Annotated in this window: 8 protein-coding genes; all 8 read left to right on the top strand. The window is 44.3% G+C overall.

Features of this window, described 5'->3' with window-relative positions; genetic code table 11:
• The first annotated feature begins 42 nt into the window (after nt 1-42).
• The 8 genes from pepN (at nt 43) to pyrD (ending at nt 16,330) form a co-directional block, all read left to right on the top strand.
• The gene (pepN, locus tag RJ41_RS10320) at nt 43-2,652 is read left to right on the top strand and encodes an aminopeptidase N (protein WP_039220198.1); all 2,610 of its coding nucleotides are present in this window, start codon (nt 43-45) and stop codon (nt 2,650-2,652) included.
• Nucleotides 2,639-2,881 (top strand): DUF2835 family protein, encoded by a 243-nt coding sequence (locus RJ41_RS19495; protein ID WP_039220196.1) that lies wholly within the window; start codon nt 2,639-2,641, stop codon nt 2,879-2,881. Before pepN ends, RJ41_RS19495 begins: the two co-directional genes overlap by 14 nt.
• 351 nt (nt 2,882-3,232) lie before the next feature.
• Complete coding sequence (locus RJ41_RS10310; RefSeq protein WP_039220194.1) at nt 3,233-5,293, top strand: DUF1302 domain-containing protein; 2,061 nt, start codon at nt 3,233-3,235, stop codon at nt 5,291-5,293.
• Nucleotides 5,294-5,304: 11 nt separating this feature from the next.
• Nucleotides 5,305-6,672 carry a DUF1329 domain-containing protein gene (locus tag RJ41_RS10305; protein WP_039220191.1) on the top strand — a complete coding sequence of 456 codons (1,368 nt, stop codon included), beginning with the start codon at nt 5,305-5,307 and terminating at the stop codon, nt 6,670-6,672.
• 79 nt (nt 6,673-6,751) lie between these two features.
• The gene (locus RJ41_RS10300) at nt 6,752-7,798 is read left to right on the top strand and encodes a WD40/YVTN/BNR-like repeat-containing protein (protein WP_039220188.1); all 1,047 of its coding nucleotides are present in this window, start codon (nt 6,752-6,754) and stop codon (nt 7,796-7,798) included.
• Nucleotides 7,799-7,813: 15 nt separating this feature from the next.
• Nucleotides 7,814-10,132 (top strand): efflux RND transporter permease subunit, encoded by a 2,319-nt coding sequence (locus RJ41_RS10295; RefSeq protein WP_039220185.1) that lies wholly within the window; start codon nt 7,814-7,816, stop codon nt 10,130-10,132.
• A 196-nt stretch (nt 10,133-10,328) separates the two neighbouring features.
• Nucleotides 10,329-15,167 carry an NAD-glutamate dehydrogenase gene (locus RJ41_RS10290; RefSeq protein ID WP_039220183.1) on the top strand — a complete coding sequence of 1,613 codons (4,839 nt, stop codon included), beginning with the start codon at nt 10,329-10,331 and terminating at the stop codon, nt 15,165-15,167.
• A 155-nt stretch (nt 15,168-15,322) separates the two neighbouring features.
• Nucleotides 15,323-16,330, top strand: a complete 1,008-nt coding sequence (gene pyrD / locus RJ41_RS10285) for a quinone-dependent dihydroorotate dehydrogenase (protein WP_014949553.1) — start codon at nt 15,323-15,325, stop codon at nt 16,328-16,330.
• Nucleotides 16,331-16,368: the final 38 nt, after the last annotated feature.

The following is a 16,368-nucleotide window of genomic DNA, read 5'->3' as shown; positions in this document are numbered from 1 at the left end:
AGTTCCAATTAAACCCACGTAGGCTTTCTTCCAGGAGGATCTATGTCAGTTCAAGCTAAACGCCGGGCGGATTACCAGCCGCCCGCTTTTTCAATAGCGACAGTTGACCTACATATAACGCTACACCCAACACAAACCAAAGTTATCAGCACGTTGTCCGTCACTCGTAATGGCGTGCACGATACTCCTTTAGTACTTGATGGCGATAATTTATCGCTAGATTCTATTTCTATTAACGGTACGTACCTATCTGATAATGAATACACGGTAACAGATAGCGCTTTAAGCGTAGTTACTGAACTTGATGAGTTCGTCTTAGAAATTACCAATACCATTGCCCCTGAGCACAACAAAGCGCTGGAAGGCTTGTATTTATCAGGTGGTGCCTATTGTACACAGTGTGAAGCGGAAGGGTTTCGTCGCATTACGTACTTCATGGACCGCCCGGATGTTTTGTCGGTCTACACAGTGACGGTAGTTGCCGACAAGTCAGTACCGATGCTTTTGGCCAATGGCAACCCAGTAGACAAGGGCGAAGTTGACGAAAATACGCATTTTGTTAAATGGCACGATCCACATCCAAAACCTTGCTACCTTTTTGCTCTAGTTGCCGGTGACTTCGATTTACTTACCGATAGCTATACCACCACTAGCGGTAAAGAGGTTGCGCTAGAACTTTATGTTGATAAAGGCAAAAAGTCTCAAGGTATTTTCGCACTAGAATCGCTAAAGCGGGCGATGAAGTGGGACGAAGATGTGTTCGGGTTAGAGTACGACTTAGATATCTATATGATTGTTGCCGTCGATTTCTTCAATATGGGAGCGATGGAAAACAAGGGCTTAAATGTATTTAACAGTAAGTTTGTATTAGCCGACCAAAAAAGTGCCACCGACGATGACTTTTTCAATGTTGAGTCGGTTATCGCGCACGAGTACTTCCACAACTGGACCGGCAACCGGGTTACTTGTCGCGATTGGTTCCAGCTAAGCCTAAAAGAGGGGCTTACTGTATTTAGAGACCAACAGTTCAGCGCTGATATGACTTCGGCGTTAAGTAATCGTATAAAGCACGTTCGTGTTATGCGAGAGCACCAGTTTGCAGAAGATGCGAGTGCAATGAGTCACCCAATTCGTCCAGAAGAAGTCATCGAAATGAACAACTTCTACACGGTGACGGTTTATGACAAAGGCGCTGAAGTTATTCGCATGTTCCACACATTATTGGGGCCTGATGGCTTCAGACGTGGTATGGACGAGTACTTTAGAAGACACGACGGTCAGGCAGTCACCTGTGATGACTTCATTTCAGCAATGCAGTCTGCTACTGATATAGATTTAACCCAGTTTACCCGCTGGTATAGTCAATCTGGTACGCCAGTGATTTCTGTCGCTCACAGCACTGAGGTTAATGATGATGGCATTGTAAAACATAGCTTTACATTGTCGCAGCACACACCTGCAACCTCTGATCAGAAAGAAAAGCTTCCTCTGTATATTCCTGTAAATATCGAGATTATTGATGATGAGGGGAAAAGCTACACAGATAACGAGTCGCTCATTAAAAACGGCATGGTCATTTTAAAAGATGACTCTATGCGTTTTACTGTAGAAGCCAAAACTACTAATTTAACACCTGTAGTATTGGGTAATTTCTCAGCGCCAGCGAAAGTAGAAAACCCATTGGGGACAGAGTCTTTACTTACTATATTTAAGCATGCGAAGGATCCATTTAATCGTTGGGATGCAATGCAAACGTTGTATGACCGCTGTGTGAAGCAATTAGAGGAATCGCCGGAGTCTGGTATTAGCAATGAAATCTGGAACGGTATCAAGCAAGCTATTGCCCAAGAGCAAAACAACCTTGAGCTGCTAGGTGAATGTTTAGTCATACCTTCGTTTGAGACTCTGTGCCAAAGCCGAAGCAACATAAACGTTTCCGCACTGTCGAAAGCGCGAAAAGCGTTTTGCGACCAGTTTGCACGTGGCTTAGAGAAAGAATTGTTAGATATTTTCAACAGCATAGAACAGAAAGCTTATAGCTATACACAAAGCGCTATCAACGAACGTCGCTGCAAAAACGTCGTGCTTGCACACTTAGCTCGGTTACCACAGCATGAGCACATTGTAGTTTCTCAGTTTGACTCCGCTGACAATATGACTGACACACTAGGAGCGCTAGGAAGCGCACAGCACTGTAGCGCTTCCACTTTCGATAGCTTAATGGCTCAATTTGAAGAAACGTGGAATCACGACCCGCTTGTTTTGGACAAATGGTTCGCACTTCACGCTACACAAAATAGAGACGACATCTTTGCCACTATCACTATGTTGTGTGAGCATCCGCAGTTTGCGATGAGTAACCCAAATCGCGTTCGTTCGGTGATTGGTAGCTTTGCTTTCTATAACAGCGAAAAGTTCCACGCAGTGGATGGCAGTGGCTATAAGTTCGTCACCGATTACTTACTTAAGCTCGATGCGGTCAACCCACAGGTTGCCGCCCGTATTGTAACGCCACTGACGCAATGGCAGGGCTATGCAAGTGAACACCAAGTTCATATGAAGCAACAGCTTGGCCGTTTGCTTAATCACAAAGGTTTAAGTAAAGATTTGTTTGAGAAAGTAAGTAAAAGCCTTGCTTATGACAACCATTAGCCAAACTGACTCGGTTTTTTACTTTTCAATAAATGCACCTTACAAGCAATGTGAGGTGCTTTATGTTCCATCTATGCCAGATGTGGTCATGGTGAGTGAATCAGGCCTAAGCGTCCAAGTACCGACCAACCGGCTCAGGCAATTTGTTACGTCTGATGGTATTAAAGGTCGTTTTAGGATGATTATTGATACCAACAAAAAAATTAAATCCTTTGAGAGGCTCGGGTAGAGCCTTTTTCTTCTTCAGACCTACAGATAATATTTCTTAGTATAAGAATATCTCATAACTTGCTTACCTATCGAAGTAGGTTAGATAAAGTTCCGAAATTTCCTTTATCTAGTCCAAAATAACTTAAACACCGCATTTCCAATTAATTTGTACAATTTCTCTGCAACTTTATAAATGCCTTTTATACTCACAATAAAGCAATAACTATTTGATACGACTAATGTTGTAAATTTTGTTAACTGGTAGGATTAGTTCTTGCGGTTATGGCAAAATGATGTAATGATTTTGTTAATCGTTATGGTTGGTCATGATGTCACGTATTAAGTCACATCGACTTGGGAGTATAAAAATATGAAAAACGGGCCTAGCGCTTTTAAAATATCACCGGTAGCAGCGGGAGTTCTCTCACTGCTAGGTGCTGCTGCAGTACCAGTACATGCTGCAAACTGGCAAGTGGGTGATGTAAGTATTTCTTTAGATTCAACATTTACATTGGCTACAAGTATTCGAACAGAGGCACGAGATTACGACCTTATTGGTAACAGTAACCACCCTCAATTCGATTGGAGTGGTTATCACGCAGCTTTCAACCCTATATACCCAAGTGCCGACGTGTGGGCGCTGGCAGATGGCGGTTACTCAACTAACGGTGATTTGGGTAACCTTGCGCACGATCCAGGTGACGCATTTGCAACGCAAATTTCAGGAAGCCATGAATTAGACGTTAATTTTGGTGACTATGGTTTCTTCGCCCGTGGATTCTGGTTCTATGATTTCGAGCAGATGGATGGCGACCGCCCATACTCTAACCCAATAACGGGTAACCAATACGACTTGTGCCAAGACCCAGAAGCAGAAGACTTACTGTGTACAGACGTACGTCTGTATGATGCGTTCTTCTATGGTGATTGGTGGATTGGCGACAAGCCGCTTACACTTCGCGTAGGTCGTCAGGTAATCAGCTGGGGTGAAAGTACTTTCATTCAGCATGGTATTAACACTACTAACCCTGTAGACGTTACCCGTGCACGCGCACCAGGCGCAGAACTGAAAGAAGTATTCCTTCCTGTAGGTATGGTATACGCGTCATTAGGTTTAACAGATACTGTTAGTATTTCTGGTTACTATCAATACGAGTGGGAACGCAGCTGGCTTCCAGTATCTGGTAGCTACTTTGCCGGTAACGATTTTGCGGGTGAGGGCGGTCAACGCCAAAATATCCAGCTTGGTTTCAGTGGTAACCCAGACATCGACTTAGATCACCTTCTCACTGCGTTAAACGGATATGGCGATTTGCTTCGCTCTGGCGCTAATCCAGCTGACATTTCGCAAGCCTACCTTGCTTATCCAACCAAAGTGGCTATCCGCGGTTTTTCTGACGAAGCGCACAATGACGCGGACGATCAGGGTCAATACGGTTTACGCTTGACGTGGTTTGCTGAAAATTTGAATGAAACAGAGTTTAGTTTCTATCACATCAATTACCACAGCCAACGCCCGCTTATTTCAGGTAAGACATCCGATTTTACTGCTGAAGGAATTGGCGCGGATCTCGCGTTCCTAGCGTCTAATACCGTTACTCGCGACAACATCACTGAACTGGGTGCATTTACTCAGTCAGAGTTCTACTACCCAGAAGATATCAAACTTTATGGTATGAGCTTTAACACCAACATTGGCACTACGGCGCTTGCGGGGGAATTTGCCTATCGTGTTGATGAGCCATTACAAATCGACGATGTTGAACTGCTTTATATGGGTATGCCTGAGCAGCTTGCGAATGCTGGCCTACGTCCTGATTTTGCAGGTATATCACAGCTAAACAACATTGGTCGCGCTGTAGGACCAGGTGAAACTGCAGAAGGTTTCCTATTCTCTGATACATGGCAGATGCAGTTTACTGCGTCACACGTATTTGGTCCTAAGTTCGGCTCTGATAACTTTGTGCTTCTAGGTGAAGTAGGTTATGTGAACGTTGTCGATATGCCAGATCCAGACGTAATTCGTTTAAATGCACCGGGCACAGCACGAACACCGTCTCTAGAACCAATCAACGGCAATGCTCGTGAGGGATTACACGTTGGACTTTCGGATGGCCCTGAAACTAACCCGTTTGCAACAGACGACGCATGGGGTTACCGTTTGTTAGCTGTTGCTGATTACAATTCAATATTCGCGGGTATGAACCTTCGCGTTCGCGGTACCTTCTCGCACGATGTTGAAGGTACAACGCCGGATCCATTATTCCTTTTCACAGAAGATGTTAAGTCTGCTGCACTTTCTTTCACGTTTGACTATTTAAGCAAATGGTCTGCAACGGCGTCTTACAGTGCATTCTGGGGTGGTATTGGTACAACCAATGCGCTATCTGACAGAGACTTCATTTCATTTAACATCAAATACGCAATCTAAGAGTGGTTTTTATGATTAGAAAAGTAGGAATTATCGCTGCAGCCTTGTCACTAGCCTTGTCTGGTGCAAGCGCGATGGCTAAAGTGTCTGAAGCAGACGCAAACAAACTGGGTAATGATTTAACACCATTAGGTGCGGTTAAAGCGGGAAATGCAGACGGCAGTATTCCAGCATGGACTGGCGGTATTACTACTGCACCTTCAGGTTATACCGTGGGTGACCATCACCCTGATCCATATCCAGATGATAAAGTGCTGTTTGAAATTACGGCTCAAAACTACAAAGAGTACGCAGAATTTTTATCAGAAGGTCAGAAGAAGCTATTTGAAGCGTACCCTGAAACGTTCCGCATGCCGGTTTACCCAACACGCCGTTCTGCGTCAAATCCACAAGCGATTTATGATGCTACTAAGGTAAATGCGACACGCGCCGAACTGCTAGATGACGGTAATGGTATTAAAGGCGCGGTTTTGGGTATTCCTTTCCCAATCCCTCAAAACGGTCTTGAGGCAATTTGGAACCACATCCTTCGCTTTCGTGGCGAAGCGGTTCAGCGCAACGGTGGCCAAGCGGCGGTTACTACCGGCGGTGACTACAACGTTATTGGTTTTGACGAGCAGTTATTAATTAAGTACGCAGAAGAAGATGCTACACCGGAGAAGCTAACAGAAGACAACATTTTGTTCATGTTTAAGCAAAAGGTGACTAAGCCCGCTCGCTTGGCGGGAACTGCACTACTTGTTCATGAAACAGTAGATCAGGTCAAAGAGCCGCGTAAAGCATGGACTTACAACACTGGACAGCGTCGTGTTCGTCTCGCGCCAAATATCGCGTATGACACGCCAGGAACAGCAGCCGACGGTCTTCGTACTACCGATGATTTTGATATGTTTAACGGTTCTCCAAACCGTTATGACTGGAAACTTGTTGGCAAGCAGGAAATGTTTGTTGCCTATAACAACTATGCACTTCATTCAGATAATGCCTCATATGAGGATATTTTGAAGCCAAATCACGTTAATCCAGATTTAACACGCTGGGAAAAGCACCGTGTTTGGGTAGTTGAAGCGACGCTAAAAGAAGGGTTCCGACATATTTATCAAAAACGCGTATTCTTCATCGATGAAGATAGCTGGCAAATTCAAGTTGCTGATATGTATGATAATCGTGGCGAACTGTATCGCGTTGGTGTAGCTTATGGTGTGAACTATTATGAAGTACCAACACAATGGTCGACGCTTGACGCGTATTACGACTTAAACTCTCGACGTTACTTGGCCATTGGCTTAGACAACGAAGAAGAGATGTATGACTTCACCGTACGCCCTAGAGACGTGGAATTCACGCCTCAAGCGTTACGACGAGAAGGTATGCGCTAATCGCCTTACACAACAAACGGTTGGCAAATGCCAACCGTTTTTGTATGCAGACAATTATAAATAGGGGGAATGGTTAATTATGAAAAAAACCATTGCAGCGTGCATTGCCGCCACTTTCGCAGTTACCTACTCTTCAACTGCACTTGCCGAAGAAGCATTCATGGCACCATTGGTTGAGCAATCAGTTCTTTTGGACATAGACGCTAATTCATTTGTCGTTATTGTCGGTGAACGCGGTCACGTTTTATTATCGGAAGATGGCAAGAGTTTTCATCAGAAACTCGTGCCTACTCAATCAACGCTTACTGCTACTACTGTTGTAGGTGAGAATATTTGGGCAGTAGGTCACGACGCTGTCATTCTTCATTCTTCAGACAAGGGCGAAACTTGGGAAATTCAAAATTATCAACCCGACCTTCAACGCCCGTTTTTAGATGTATTATTTTTTGACGAAAAGCAAGGTATAGCCACTGGTGCCTATGGCCTGTTTTATCGAACGCTAGACGGTGGAAAAACGTGGACTGCAGAAAGACACGCCAGTCTTCTTGACCCAATGGACCAAGAATACCTCGAAGAAATTCGCAAGGAAGACGAAGATTTTTATCAACAAGAGTTAGAGTCCATTCTGCCTCACTTAAACCGTGTGACCCTTGACGGTGATACGCTTTACATGGCGGGTGAAGCGGGTTTGTTAGCAAAAAGTACTAACATGGGGGAGTCTTGGGAGCGTTATTACGTTGACTATACTGGGTCATTTTTCGATATCAAACCGTTAGATGAAAGTACGGTGTTAGCGGTAGGGCTTCGCGGTAACATTTTCGTGAATAGAAACCAAGGGGAATGGGAGTACGTTCAAACTTGTTCAACCAGCACGCTTAACTCAATTCTCGTTGGCTCAGAGTCAAAGATCTATGCATTAGGCAACAACGGTATGATGGTAAGCGCACAGCGTCCACTTCCTACCAGTATGCGGGACCCTTATGCCAATCCATCGGACTGCGAAGCTGATGAAGGCATCGAGGTATCACAGATAAAAGATAAAGCAGCGCTTTTAAACGCCACACAGTTCAATGGTATAAGCATTGCTGTTTCCGCGAATGGCATTAAAACGTTGAATTTAAAATAGGGCAGTATAAAAACAATGACCCATTTTCTAGAAAAATTAGTGTTTGGAAACCGTAAAATTGTGGTAGCGCTTTTCGCTATTGCAACGGTATTTCTAGGTTACCAAGCCTCACAGATGCGCTTGGACGCAGGTTTTGAGAAAAATATTCCGCTTAATCATGAATACATGAAAACCTATATTGAGCACCGCCAAGATTTTGGTGGGGCCAATAACATATTGGTTTCTGTCTGTGATAAGAACGACAATATTTACAATCAAAACTTCTTTGATACGTTGAAAAATGTTCACGACCAGCTTTTCTTTATTAATGGTGTGAACCGCTCATTAGTTATCTCACTTTTCTCGCCTTCAACGCGCTTTACAGAAATCGTTGAAGGCGGTTTTGCTGGCGGTCCAGTCATTCCCGCAGACTTTAATTCGTCTAGCCCTGAAGCACTGGAATTAGTTGCTGCAAACGTAGAAAAGGCAAACATTGTAGGCCGACAAGTTTCCAGTGATTACAGCTGTGCTATGGTAACCGCACAGTTACTCGATATTGACCCACAAACAGGGGAGCCGCTTAACACACTTGCTCTGGCAGCGGAGCTAGAAAAGCAGCTTCGTGGTCAGTATGAAAACGAAAACACGTCCATTCATATAATCGGCTTTGCAAAAATGATTGGTGATGTGGCCGATGGAGCTAAAGACGTACTGCTATTCTTTGCCATCGCAATCGCGATCACTGCAGTAATGGTGTACTTCTTCTCACGCAGCATCATGCTTACGTTATTGCCATTAGTATGCTCAATCATTGCCGTTATCTGGCAGCTAGGCCTGCTTACTTCAATTGGCTTTGGTATGGACCCTATGTCAATACTGGTGCCATTTTTGGTATTTGCCATTGGTGTGAGCCACGGCGTACAAATGATTAACGCGGTAGAAAAACAAGCAGTAACCGGTATTGGTGCAAAACGAGCCTCTATGGCGGCCTTCAGAAACCTACTCGTACCGGGCGGAATTGCCCTGTTATCGGATACCGTGGGTTTCATGACGTTGCTGGTTATCGATATCGGCATTATTCGCGAGTTAGCGATAACGGCAAGTATGGGTGTGGCGGTTATTATTCTGACAAACCTTTTGCTGCTACCTGTTTTGATGAGCTTCTTAAAGCTGGATCAGAAGTATGTCGAAAAGTTCGCGGGTAAAGAAAACGCAAACTCTAAATTCTGGGAAGTGATTGCGGCATGTTCGCGTAAAAAGCCAGCAGCATTAATCTTAACTGTTACCACTATTTTGTTTGTACTTGGGCATTTCCAAGCGCAAAACATGAAGATAGGGGATTTACATGCGGGTGCACCTGCGCTTCATGAAACGTCACGCTACAATCAGGACACTTTTCTGATTACCGATAAGTACGAAGTAACAGTAGATTACATTTCTATTTTGGTTGAAACCACGCCAGAAGCTTGTACGTCACACAGCGTGATGAAGGCCATGGACGATTTCCAGTGGAAAATGGAAAATGTTCAAGGCGTTCAATCGGCGGTTTCGTTGGCATCTGTTGCAAAAATTGTTAACGCAGGTTACAACGAAGGCAATGTTAAATGGCAGGTACTCCCTCGTAACCAGCAAACATTGGTGCAGGCAATTTCTCGCGTTCCAACGTCGTCAGGTTTACTTAACGGCGACTGCTCGGTCATGCCAATTATCCTGTTCATGGAAGACCACAAAGCAGAAACCATATCTCGAGTTGTCGATGCAGTTAAAGCATATCGCGATGAGTATGAAACCGATGATATGAAATTCAGTCTTGCTTCAGGACCGGTTGGCGTAATGGCCGCAACTAACGAAGCTGTTAGTGCAGCACAAGATCCTATGATGCTGTATGTGTTTGGTGCTGTAATTGCACTTTGTCTGATAAGCTTCCGCTCTGTTCGTGCCACGTTAGTCGTTGTAATACCGCTTTATGTAGTGTCTGTATTAGCTCAAGCGCTAATGACATACCTTCAAATTGGTCTCACCGTCTCTACGTTACCGGTTATCGCACTAGGCGTGGGTATCGGTGTGGACTATGGTATTTATATACTATCGACCAAGAGCTTAATGTTGAAGAAAGGCGCCACCGTTCAGGAAGCGTATTTCGCAGCCCTAAAAGAACGTGGAAGTGCTGTGCTATTTACCGGCATCACGTTGGCAATAGGCGTTAGTACCTGGGTGTTCTCTTCACTTAAGTTCCAAATGGATATGGGTATATTGCTAACGTTTATGTTCGTTGTGAACATGCTCGGTGCAATAATTGTACTGCCTGCCTTAGCTAGGTTCTTGTGGTGGAATAATAATGACCCTGATGCATAAATTATTTTTGCATAGCTACGCATAAAAAAGGGCCTTTTGGCCCTTTTTTTTGGGTGTTTTCTGCATAGTTATCTATGCTGTTAATATAAGGTTAAAAATGGGCTTTCATTAGCGTCATTTATTAGAGAAAATAGTTAGGTACTCGGCACTTATACCAATTTGAATTGGTATTACGACATTCAAAAAAGGTTAACAAATGACAGTCACCTCACAGCGACACTCAGTACTGCTAGAAAACGTATTTGCACTTATTGATAAAAAAGTAGATACCAAGCAGAAGTCTCTTGTGCAGCAATTCGGACGTCTGTTGTATAAAAACATATCAAGCGACGACTTAGAAAATCGCAACGACAGCGACCTTTATGGAGCAACATTAAGTTTATGGAATGGCTTAGCAAAGTTTGAACACGCATCGCCATATATACGCGTATTTAATCCGGAAATTGCCAAACACGGATGGCACTCTAGCCACACCATCGTAGAAATTATTGTATCAGATATGCCGTTCTTGGTTGACTCTGTTCGAATGCTGCTTAACCGGTTAAACATTACCGCACACCTTTTCCTTCACAGCCCAATTGGCATAAAACGAGACAGTGCAAACAAAGTTGAAGCGTTTGCCGAGCCTGGCCAGAGCCTTGATGGTGCTAAAAAAGAGACTGTCATTTTCATCGAAATTGATACCCAGACATCGAAGAAAGATATCGACGCGTTAACCAAAGAGCTTTTCTCGGTGGTTGATGAAGTGTCTTTGGCGGTTAAAGACTGGCAAGATATGACGAATACCTTGCAAGACGTTATCAAAAACAACGCTAAGTATAATTGGCCAGTGTCTGCAGATGCAAAGAAACAGACCAAGGCATACCTAGAATGGTTAGGCGATCACAACTTTACCATGATGGGATATCGCTATTATGACGTTAAGGCAATTGAGGGGGACCACAGATGGATCCCAAGAAATGATACCAGCTTAGGCCTTCTCAAAAACTCAGTGAACGACCGCGAGCGCTTGTTATCACGCTTACCTGCGTCGGCAAGAGCTGAAGCATTAAGTAAAAATCCGTTAATTCTTACAAAAACCAACTCACGTGCGCGGGTACATCGTCCTGCATATATGGACTATGTAGGCGTGAAGGTATTTAACAAAGAAGGTCAGGTTGTTGGTGAGCACCGCTTCTTAGGTCTGTATTCTGCCTCTTTCTATAACAACAGCGTAACTCAGCTTCCGATTTTACGTGAAAAAATCAAGCGTATTTGTGAGCTATCTGGTTTTGAGCCTGGCACACACGCCTATAAAGCGTTCGCTAACATCATAGAAACCTATCCACGTGACGAATTGTTACAAACGCCAGCGGAAGAACTTGCGCAAATTGTAATGGGTATTTTCCAAATGCAAGAGCGCGGTATTTCACGTTTGTTTATCCGCAAAGATACATTTGGTCGTTTCTTTTCTTGTATGGTGTTTGTACCGAGAGAGCGCTACAACACTCAACTGCGCAAAGAAACACAAGCGCTACTTAAGGCGTCTTTAGGTGCAACTGAAGAAGTGGAATTTACCACCTTCTTCTCAGAGTCGGTATATGCCCGTACGCATTACATTGCAAGAGTCAACGACAACAACGCGGAATTCGATGTGAAGGAAATAGAGCAAAACATTATTGAGTTGACCAAAACCTGGAATGACAGACTCGCGTCAGCTATTTCAGCTGCGCACGGTGAAGCATCTGGCAAAGCCCTTGAGCGTAAGTACAACAATGCGTTTTCTCGTAGCTACATGGAACATAACCTTCCATCAGCAGCGCTAGTTGATATTGGCAAGCTAGAGATGCTTGACGACAACCATACGTTGGACATGTTGTTCTATCGCCCTCAAGAAGAGGACGCAGACAGCCAAGTTGTTAAGCTTAAGCTTTTCCACCGCGCAGAACCTATTCATTTGTCTGACGTGTTACCCATGCTCGAGAACTTTGGGTTACGCGTAATTGATGAAAGTCCTTATAAAATAACGTGTTCAGAGGGCGAACGTAACTGGGTAATGGATTTCACCATGTTGCACAAAAGCGGGCAACACTTTGACATGGAAAACGCGCAAATCCTCTTCCAAGATGCCTTTGCAAAGGTGTGGTATAAAACGTTAGAAGATGACGCGTTTAACCGCCTTATTCTAGGCGCAAATATGACGGGCCGAAAGGTCACCATACTGCGCGCTTATGCTAAATATATGCGCCAAACAGGCAGCTCATTCAGTCGCGATTACATTGCGAATACCCTTTCTAATTACCCAGATATCGCGCGCTTACTTGTCGACTTCTTCGACCAACGCTTTAACCCTAAGAAGAGGCGTAACCAGAAAAAAGAAGACGCTATTTTAGAAGCGATAAAAGCGCAGCTAGACAGCGTAAGTAATCTTGATGACGACCGTATTATCCGTCGTTACTTAGATATGATGTCAGCAACCTTGCGCACAAACTTCTATCAACTTGACGATGCGGGTAATGAAAAGTCTTATGTGTCATTTAAGATGATGCCTGAACTGATCCCTGAAATGCCGCTTCCGCTGCCAAAGTTTGAAATCTTTGTATACAGCCCTCGCGTTGAAGGTGTGCATCTACGTGGCGGTAAGGTTGCCCGTGGTGGCCTTCGCTGGTCTGACCGTCAAGAAGACTTTAGAACCGAAGTTTTAGGTCTGGTTAAAGCACAGCAGGTTAAAAACACAGTTATTGTCCCTGTTGGTGCGAAAGGTGGCTTTGTCTGTAAAAACTTGCCAGTAGGTGAAGGCCGTGCCGCTATACAAGCTGAAGGTCAGGCATGTTATCGAACCTTCATCACAAGCTTACTGGATATAACCGATAATATTGTAAATGGCGAAATAGTACCGCCAAAAGATGTTGTTCGCCTTGATGATGACGACCCGTATTTGGTTGTCGCGGCAGATAAAGGTACTGCTACCTTCTCAGATATTGCCAACGGTATTGCAGAAGAATTTGGCTTCTGGTTGGGCGATGCATTTGCCTCGGGTGGCAGCATAGGTTACGACCACAAGAAAATGGGTATAACTGCGCGCGGCGGTTGGGAATCAGTTAAGCGTCACTTTAGAGAAATAGGTATTGACTGCCAGACCACTGACTTCACCGCTGTGGGTGTGGGCGATATGGCTGGAGACGTGTTTGGTAACGGTATGTTGTTATCAGAGCATACGCGACTAATCGCTGCGTTTAACCATTTACATATTTTCTTCGACCCAAGTCCAGATGCAGCAGCAAGTTATAAAGAGCGGCAGCGTTTATTCGAAAACCCGAGTTTGAGCTGGGAAGACTACGACAGTAAGCTGATTTCGAAAGGCGGTGGTGTATTTAGCCGCGCGTCTAAGTCTATCAAGCTAACGCCCGAAATGAAGAAATGGTTGGGTACGCGCCAGCTTACCATGACCCCTAACGAGCTTATTCATAATATATTGAAAATGCCTGTCGACTTACTGTGGAACGGCGGTATCGGTACCTATATTAAGAGCAAGAAAGAATCTCACTCAGACGTAGGTGACCGTGCTAATGATGACTTACGGGTTAATGGCCGCGACGTCCAAGCTAAAATCGTGGGTGAGGGTGGCAACTTAGGCTTGACCCAATTAGGCCGAATCGAGTACGCCTCTAATGGCGGTCGTGTTAACACTGACTTCATCGATAACGTAGGTGGGGTTGATTGCTCAGATAACGAAGTAAACATCAAAATCCTGCTTAACAGCCTAGTTAACGACGGTGAGCTTACGCTCAAACAACGTAACAAGCTGCTTTACGATATGACCGACGATGTAAGTCGAATTGTACTTAAAGACTGCTACCGTCAAACTCAGTCTATCTCTATTACTGAGTTAGCTGGCGTTAAGCAACTTAAAGAACAGCTTCGCTTTATCCACGGTCTTGAGCGTGAAGGTCAGCTAAACCGTGAATTGGAATTTATTCCAAGTGACGATGAGATTTCTGATCGCGTAGCCTCGGATCAAGGTTTAACCCGCCCAGAGTTAAGCGTATTGATTGCTTACGGCAAAATGGTACTTAAAGATGCGCTTAATATTCCGGAAATTACTGACAACCCTTACCACGGTAAGTTGTTAGTAGAAGCATTCCCTAAAGTGCTTCGCGAAAAATTCGCAACACACATGCAACAGCACCCGCTAAGAAGCGAAATTATTGCGACTAAGTTAACCAATAACATGGTTAACGACATGGGCCTTAACTTCGTGTTTAGAATGCAGGAAGAAACTGGCGCAAGTGTGAGCGAAATTGCTGACGCATACGCAATTGTTCACGGTATCTTTAACATGAAGACGCTGTGGGAGCGCATCGAACAACTGGATAACGTTATTCCAGCTCAGCTACAGCTTAAAATGTTGGATGAAGCACGCAGGATTATGCGTCGCGCTTCGCGCTGGTATATTCGCCACGGCAATAAGACGCAATCCATTGAAGAAGCCATCGCGAGCTACCGTGGTACCTTCGATATTTTATCGAAGAATCTGCAAAACTACTTGGTTAAAAGCGAATTTACTCAGCTTGAAAACGCTACGCAGAAATACATTGATAAGGGTGTACCAGAAGACATCGCTTATCAGGTTGCAAGCTTCTCTAACATGTTCTCTAGCTTTGACCTTGCGCAAATCGTTGAAGCAGATAAGCACGATACCGATGTAGTCGCTAAGCTTTACTATCAGCTAGGCTCTCGTTTAGAACTTCACTGGTTCTTAGATCAGATAAACAACCAGGCGGTAAGCAACCACTGGCAAGCGTTAGCTCGCGCCTCGTATCGTGAAGAGTTAGATTGGCAGCAGCGTTCCATTGCAGCTAACCTGCTAGCTTCTCGCGAGGACGTAAGTAGCGCAGATCAAATTCTTGATGAGTGGATTGAAAGCAATCAGGTCCTTCTTAAACGCTGGTATCACATGATGTCTGAGTTTAAGACCAGTACAACGCACGAATTTGCGAAATTTTCTGTCGCTTTACGTGAATTGATGCTTTTAAGCGTGAAGTCTAACCATTAGAATACACGCACCTTAATGATTTAAGCCCTGTTTATCAGGGCTTTTTATTGGCCGATTGAACATTGCTGTATATTTTTGCAGCATCGTTTGTAAAAGCAAGCGCAATATACGTTGATGATCAACAGGCCCTTAATTAGCGAGCGGTAATAATAACCATGCAATCTCTAGTGCAAAAATTCTTGCTTCAGTGTGAACCTGAAAAAAGTCACGATTTCACCATTAACTGGTTAAACAAGACCCAACATACACCGCTGAAATGGATGTACAGCACACCGACGATTAAAAAGCCCGTTACCGTTGCAGGCATGACCTTCGATAACCCGGTAGGTCTCGCCGCAGGTCTTGATAAGAACGGCGATTGTATTGATGCGTTTGCCAGCATGGGATTTGGTTTTGTTGAGATAGGCACAGTAACGCCTCGTCCGCAGCCAGGAAACCCAAAACCTCGTTTATTCAGAATTCCGGAAAAGCACGCCATTATTAATCGCATGGGATTTAATAATAAAGGTGTTGATCATCTTGTAGAACAAGTGAAAAAGGCTCAGTTTAAAGGGCCTATTGGTATTAATATTGGTAAGAATAAAGATACCGAAGAAGCGAATGCGCTCGACGATTACCTGATTTGTTTAAATAAAGTTTATCCTTACGCAAGCTACGTCACTATTAACATTTCGTCACCGAACACACCTGGCCTAAGAAATCTCCAATACGGTGAAGCGCTCGATAAGCTTTTAGTTGGCCTAAAAGCAGCACAGGAAACGCTAACGCAAACCCACGGTAAATATGTGCCGCTGTTCATTAAAATAGCGCCAGATTTGAGCGATGTGGAAATTGACAGTATTGCTGCTTCGCTAATTAACAGCAAAATGGATGGTGTAATTGCTACTAATACGACACTTTCACGTGATGCCGTTGCCGGATTACAGCACGCTGAGGAAATGGGCGGTTTAAGTGGCTCAGTTATGACGGATATGAGCTTAGAAGTAACACGCAAGCTAAACAAAGCACTCGACCGCGCTATTCCTATTATTGGCGTTGGTGGTATTGACTCACCCGAAGCGGCACAAGCACGCTTGGACGCTGGCGCATCTCTGGTGCAGGTCTACTCGGCTTTTATTTATCAAGGCCCATCGCTCGTTAAACGCATAGTAAACGCGTTATAATACAATCTAAGTTAACTACACCCGAAACCAATCTCTCG

Origin of the sequence: Alteromonas marina (assembly GCF_000808575.1) — a bacterium.
Classification (GTDB): Bacteria; Pseudomonadota; Gammaproteobacteria; order Enterobacterales; family Alteromonadaceae; genus Alteromonas; species Alteromonas marina_A.
This window is presented reverse-complemented; position numbering and strand designations above follow the sequence as displayed.

What these genes read in the sequence shown, in the direction of transcription:
- pepN (WP_039220198.1), top strand. Translation starts at nt 43, where the DNA reads ATGTCAGTTCAAGCTAAACGCCGGGCGGATTACCAGCCGCCCGCTTTT.
- RJ41_RS19495 (WP_039220196.1), top strand. Translation starts at nt 2,639, where the DNA reads ATGACAACCATTAGCCAAACTGACTCGGTTTTTTACTTTTCAATAAAT.
- RJ41_RS10310 (WP_039220194.1), top strand. Translation starts at nt 3,233, where the DNA reads ATGAAAAACGGGCCTAGCGCTTTTAAAATATCACCGGTAGCAGCGGGA.
- RJ41_RS10305 (WP_039220191.1), top strand. Translation starts at nt 5,305, where the DNA reads ATGATTAGAAAAGTAGGAATTATCGCTGCAGCCTTGTCACTAGCCTTG.
- RJ41_RS10300 (WP_039220188.1), top strand. Translation starts at nt 6,752, where the DNA reads ATGAAAAAAACCATTGCAGCGTGCATTGCCGCCACTTTCGCAGTTACC.
- RJ41_RS10295 (WP_039220185.1), top strand. Translation starts at nt 7,814, where the DNA reads ATGACCCATTTTCTAGAAAAATTAGTGTTTGGAAACCGTAAAATTGTG.
- RJ41_RS10290 (WP_039220183.1), top strand. Translation starts at nt 10,329, where the DNA reads ATGACAGTCACCTCACAGCGACACTCAGTACTGCTAGAAAACGTATTT.
- pyrD (WP_014949553.1), top strand. Translation starts at nt 15,323, where the DNA reads ATGCAATCTCTAGTGCAAAAATTCTTGCTTCAGTGTGAACCTGAAAAA.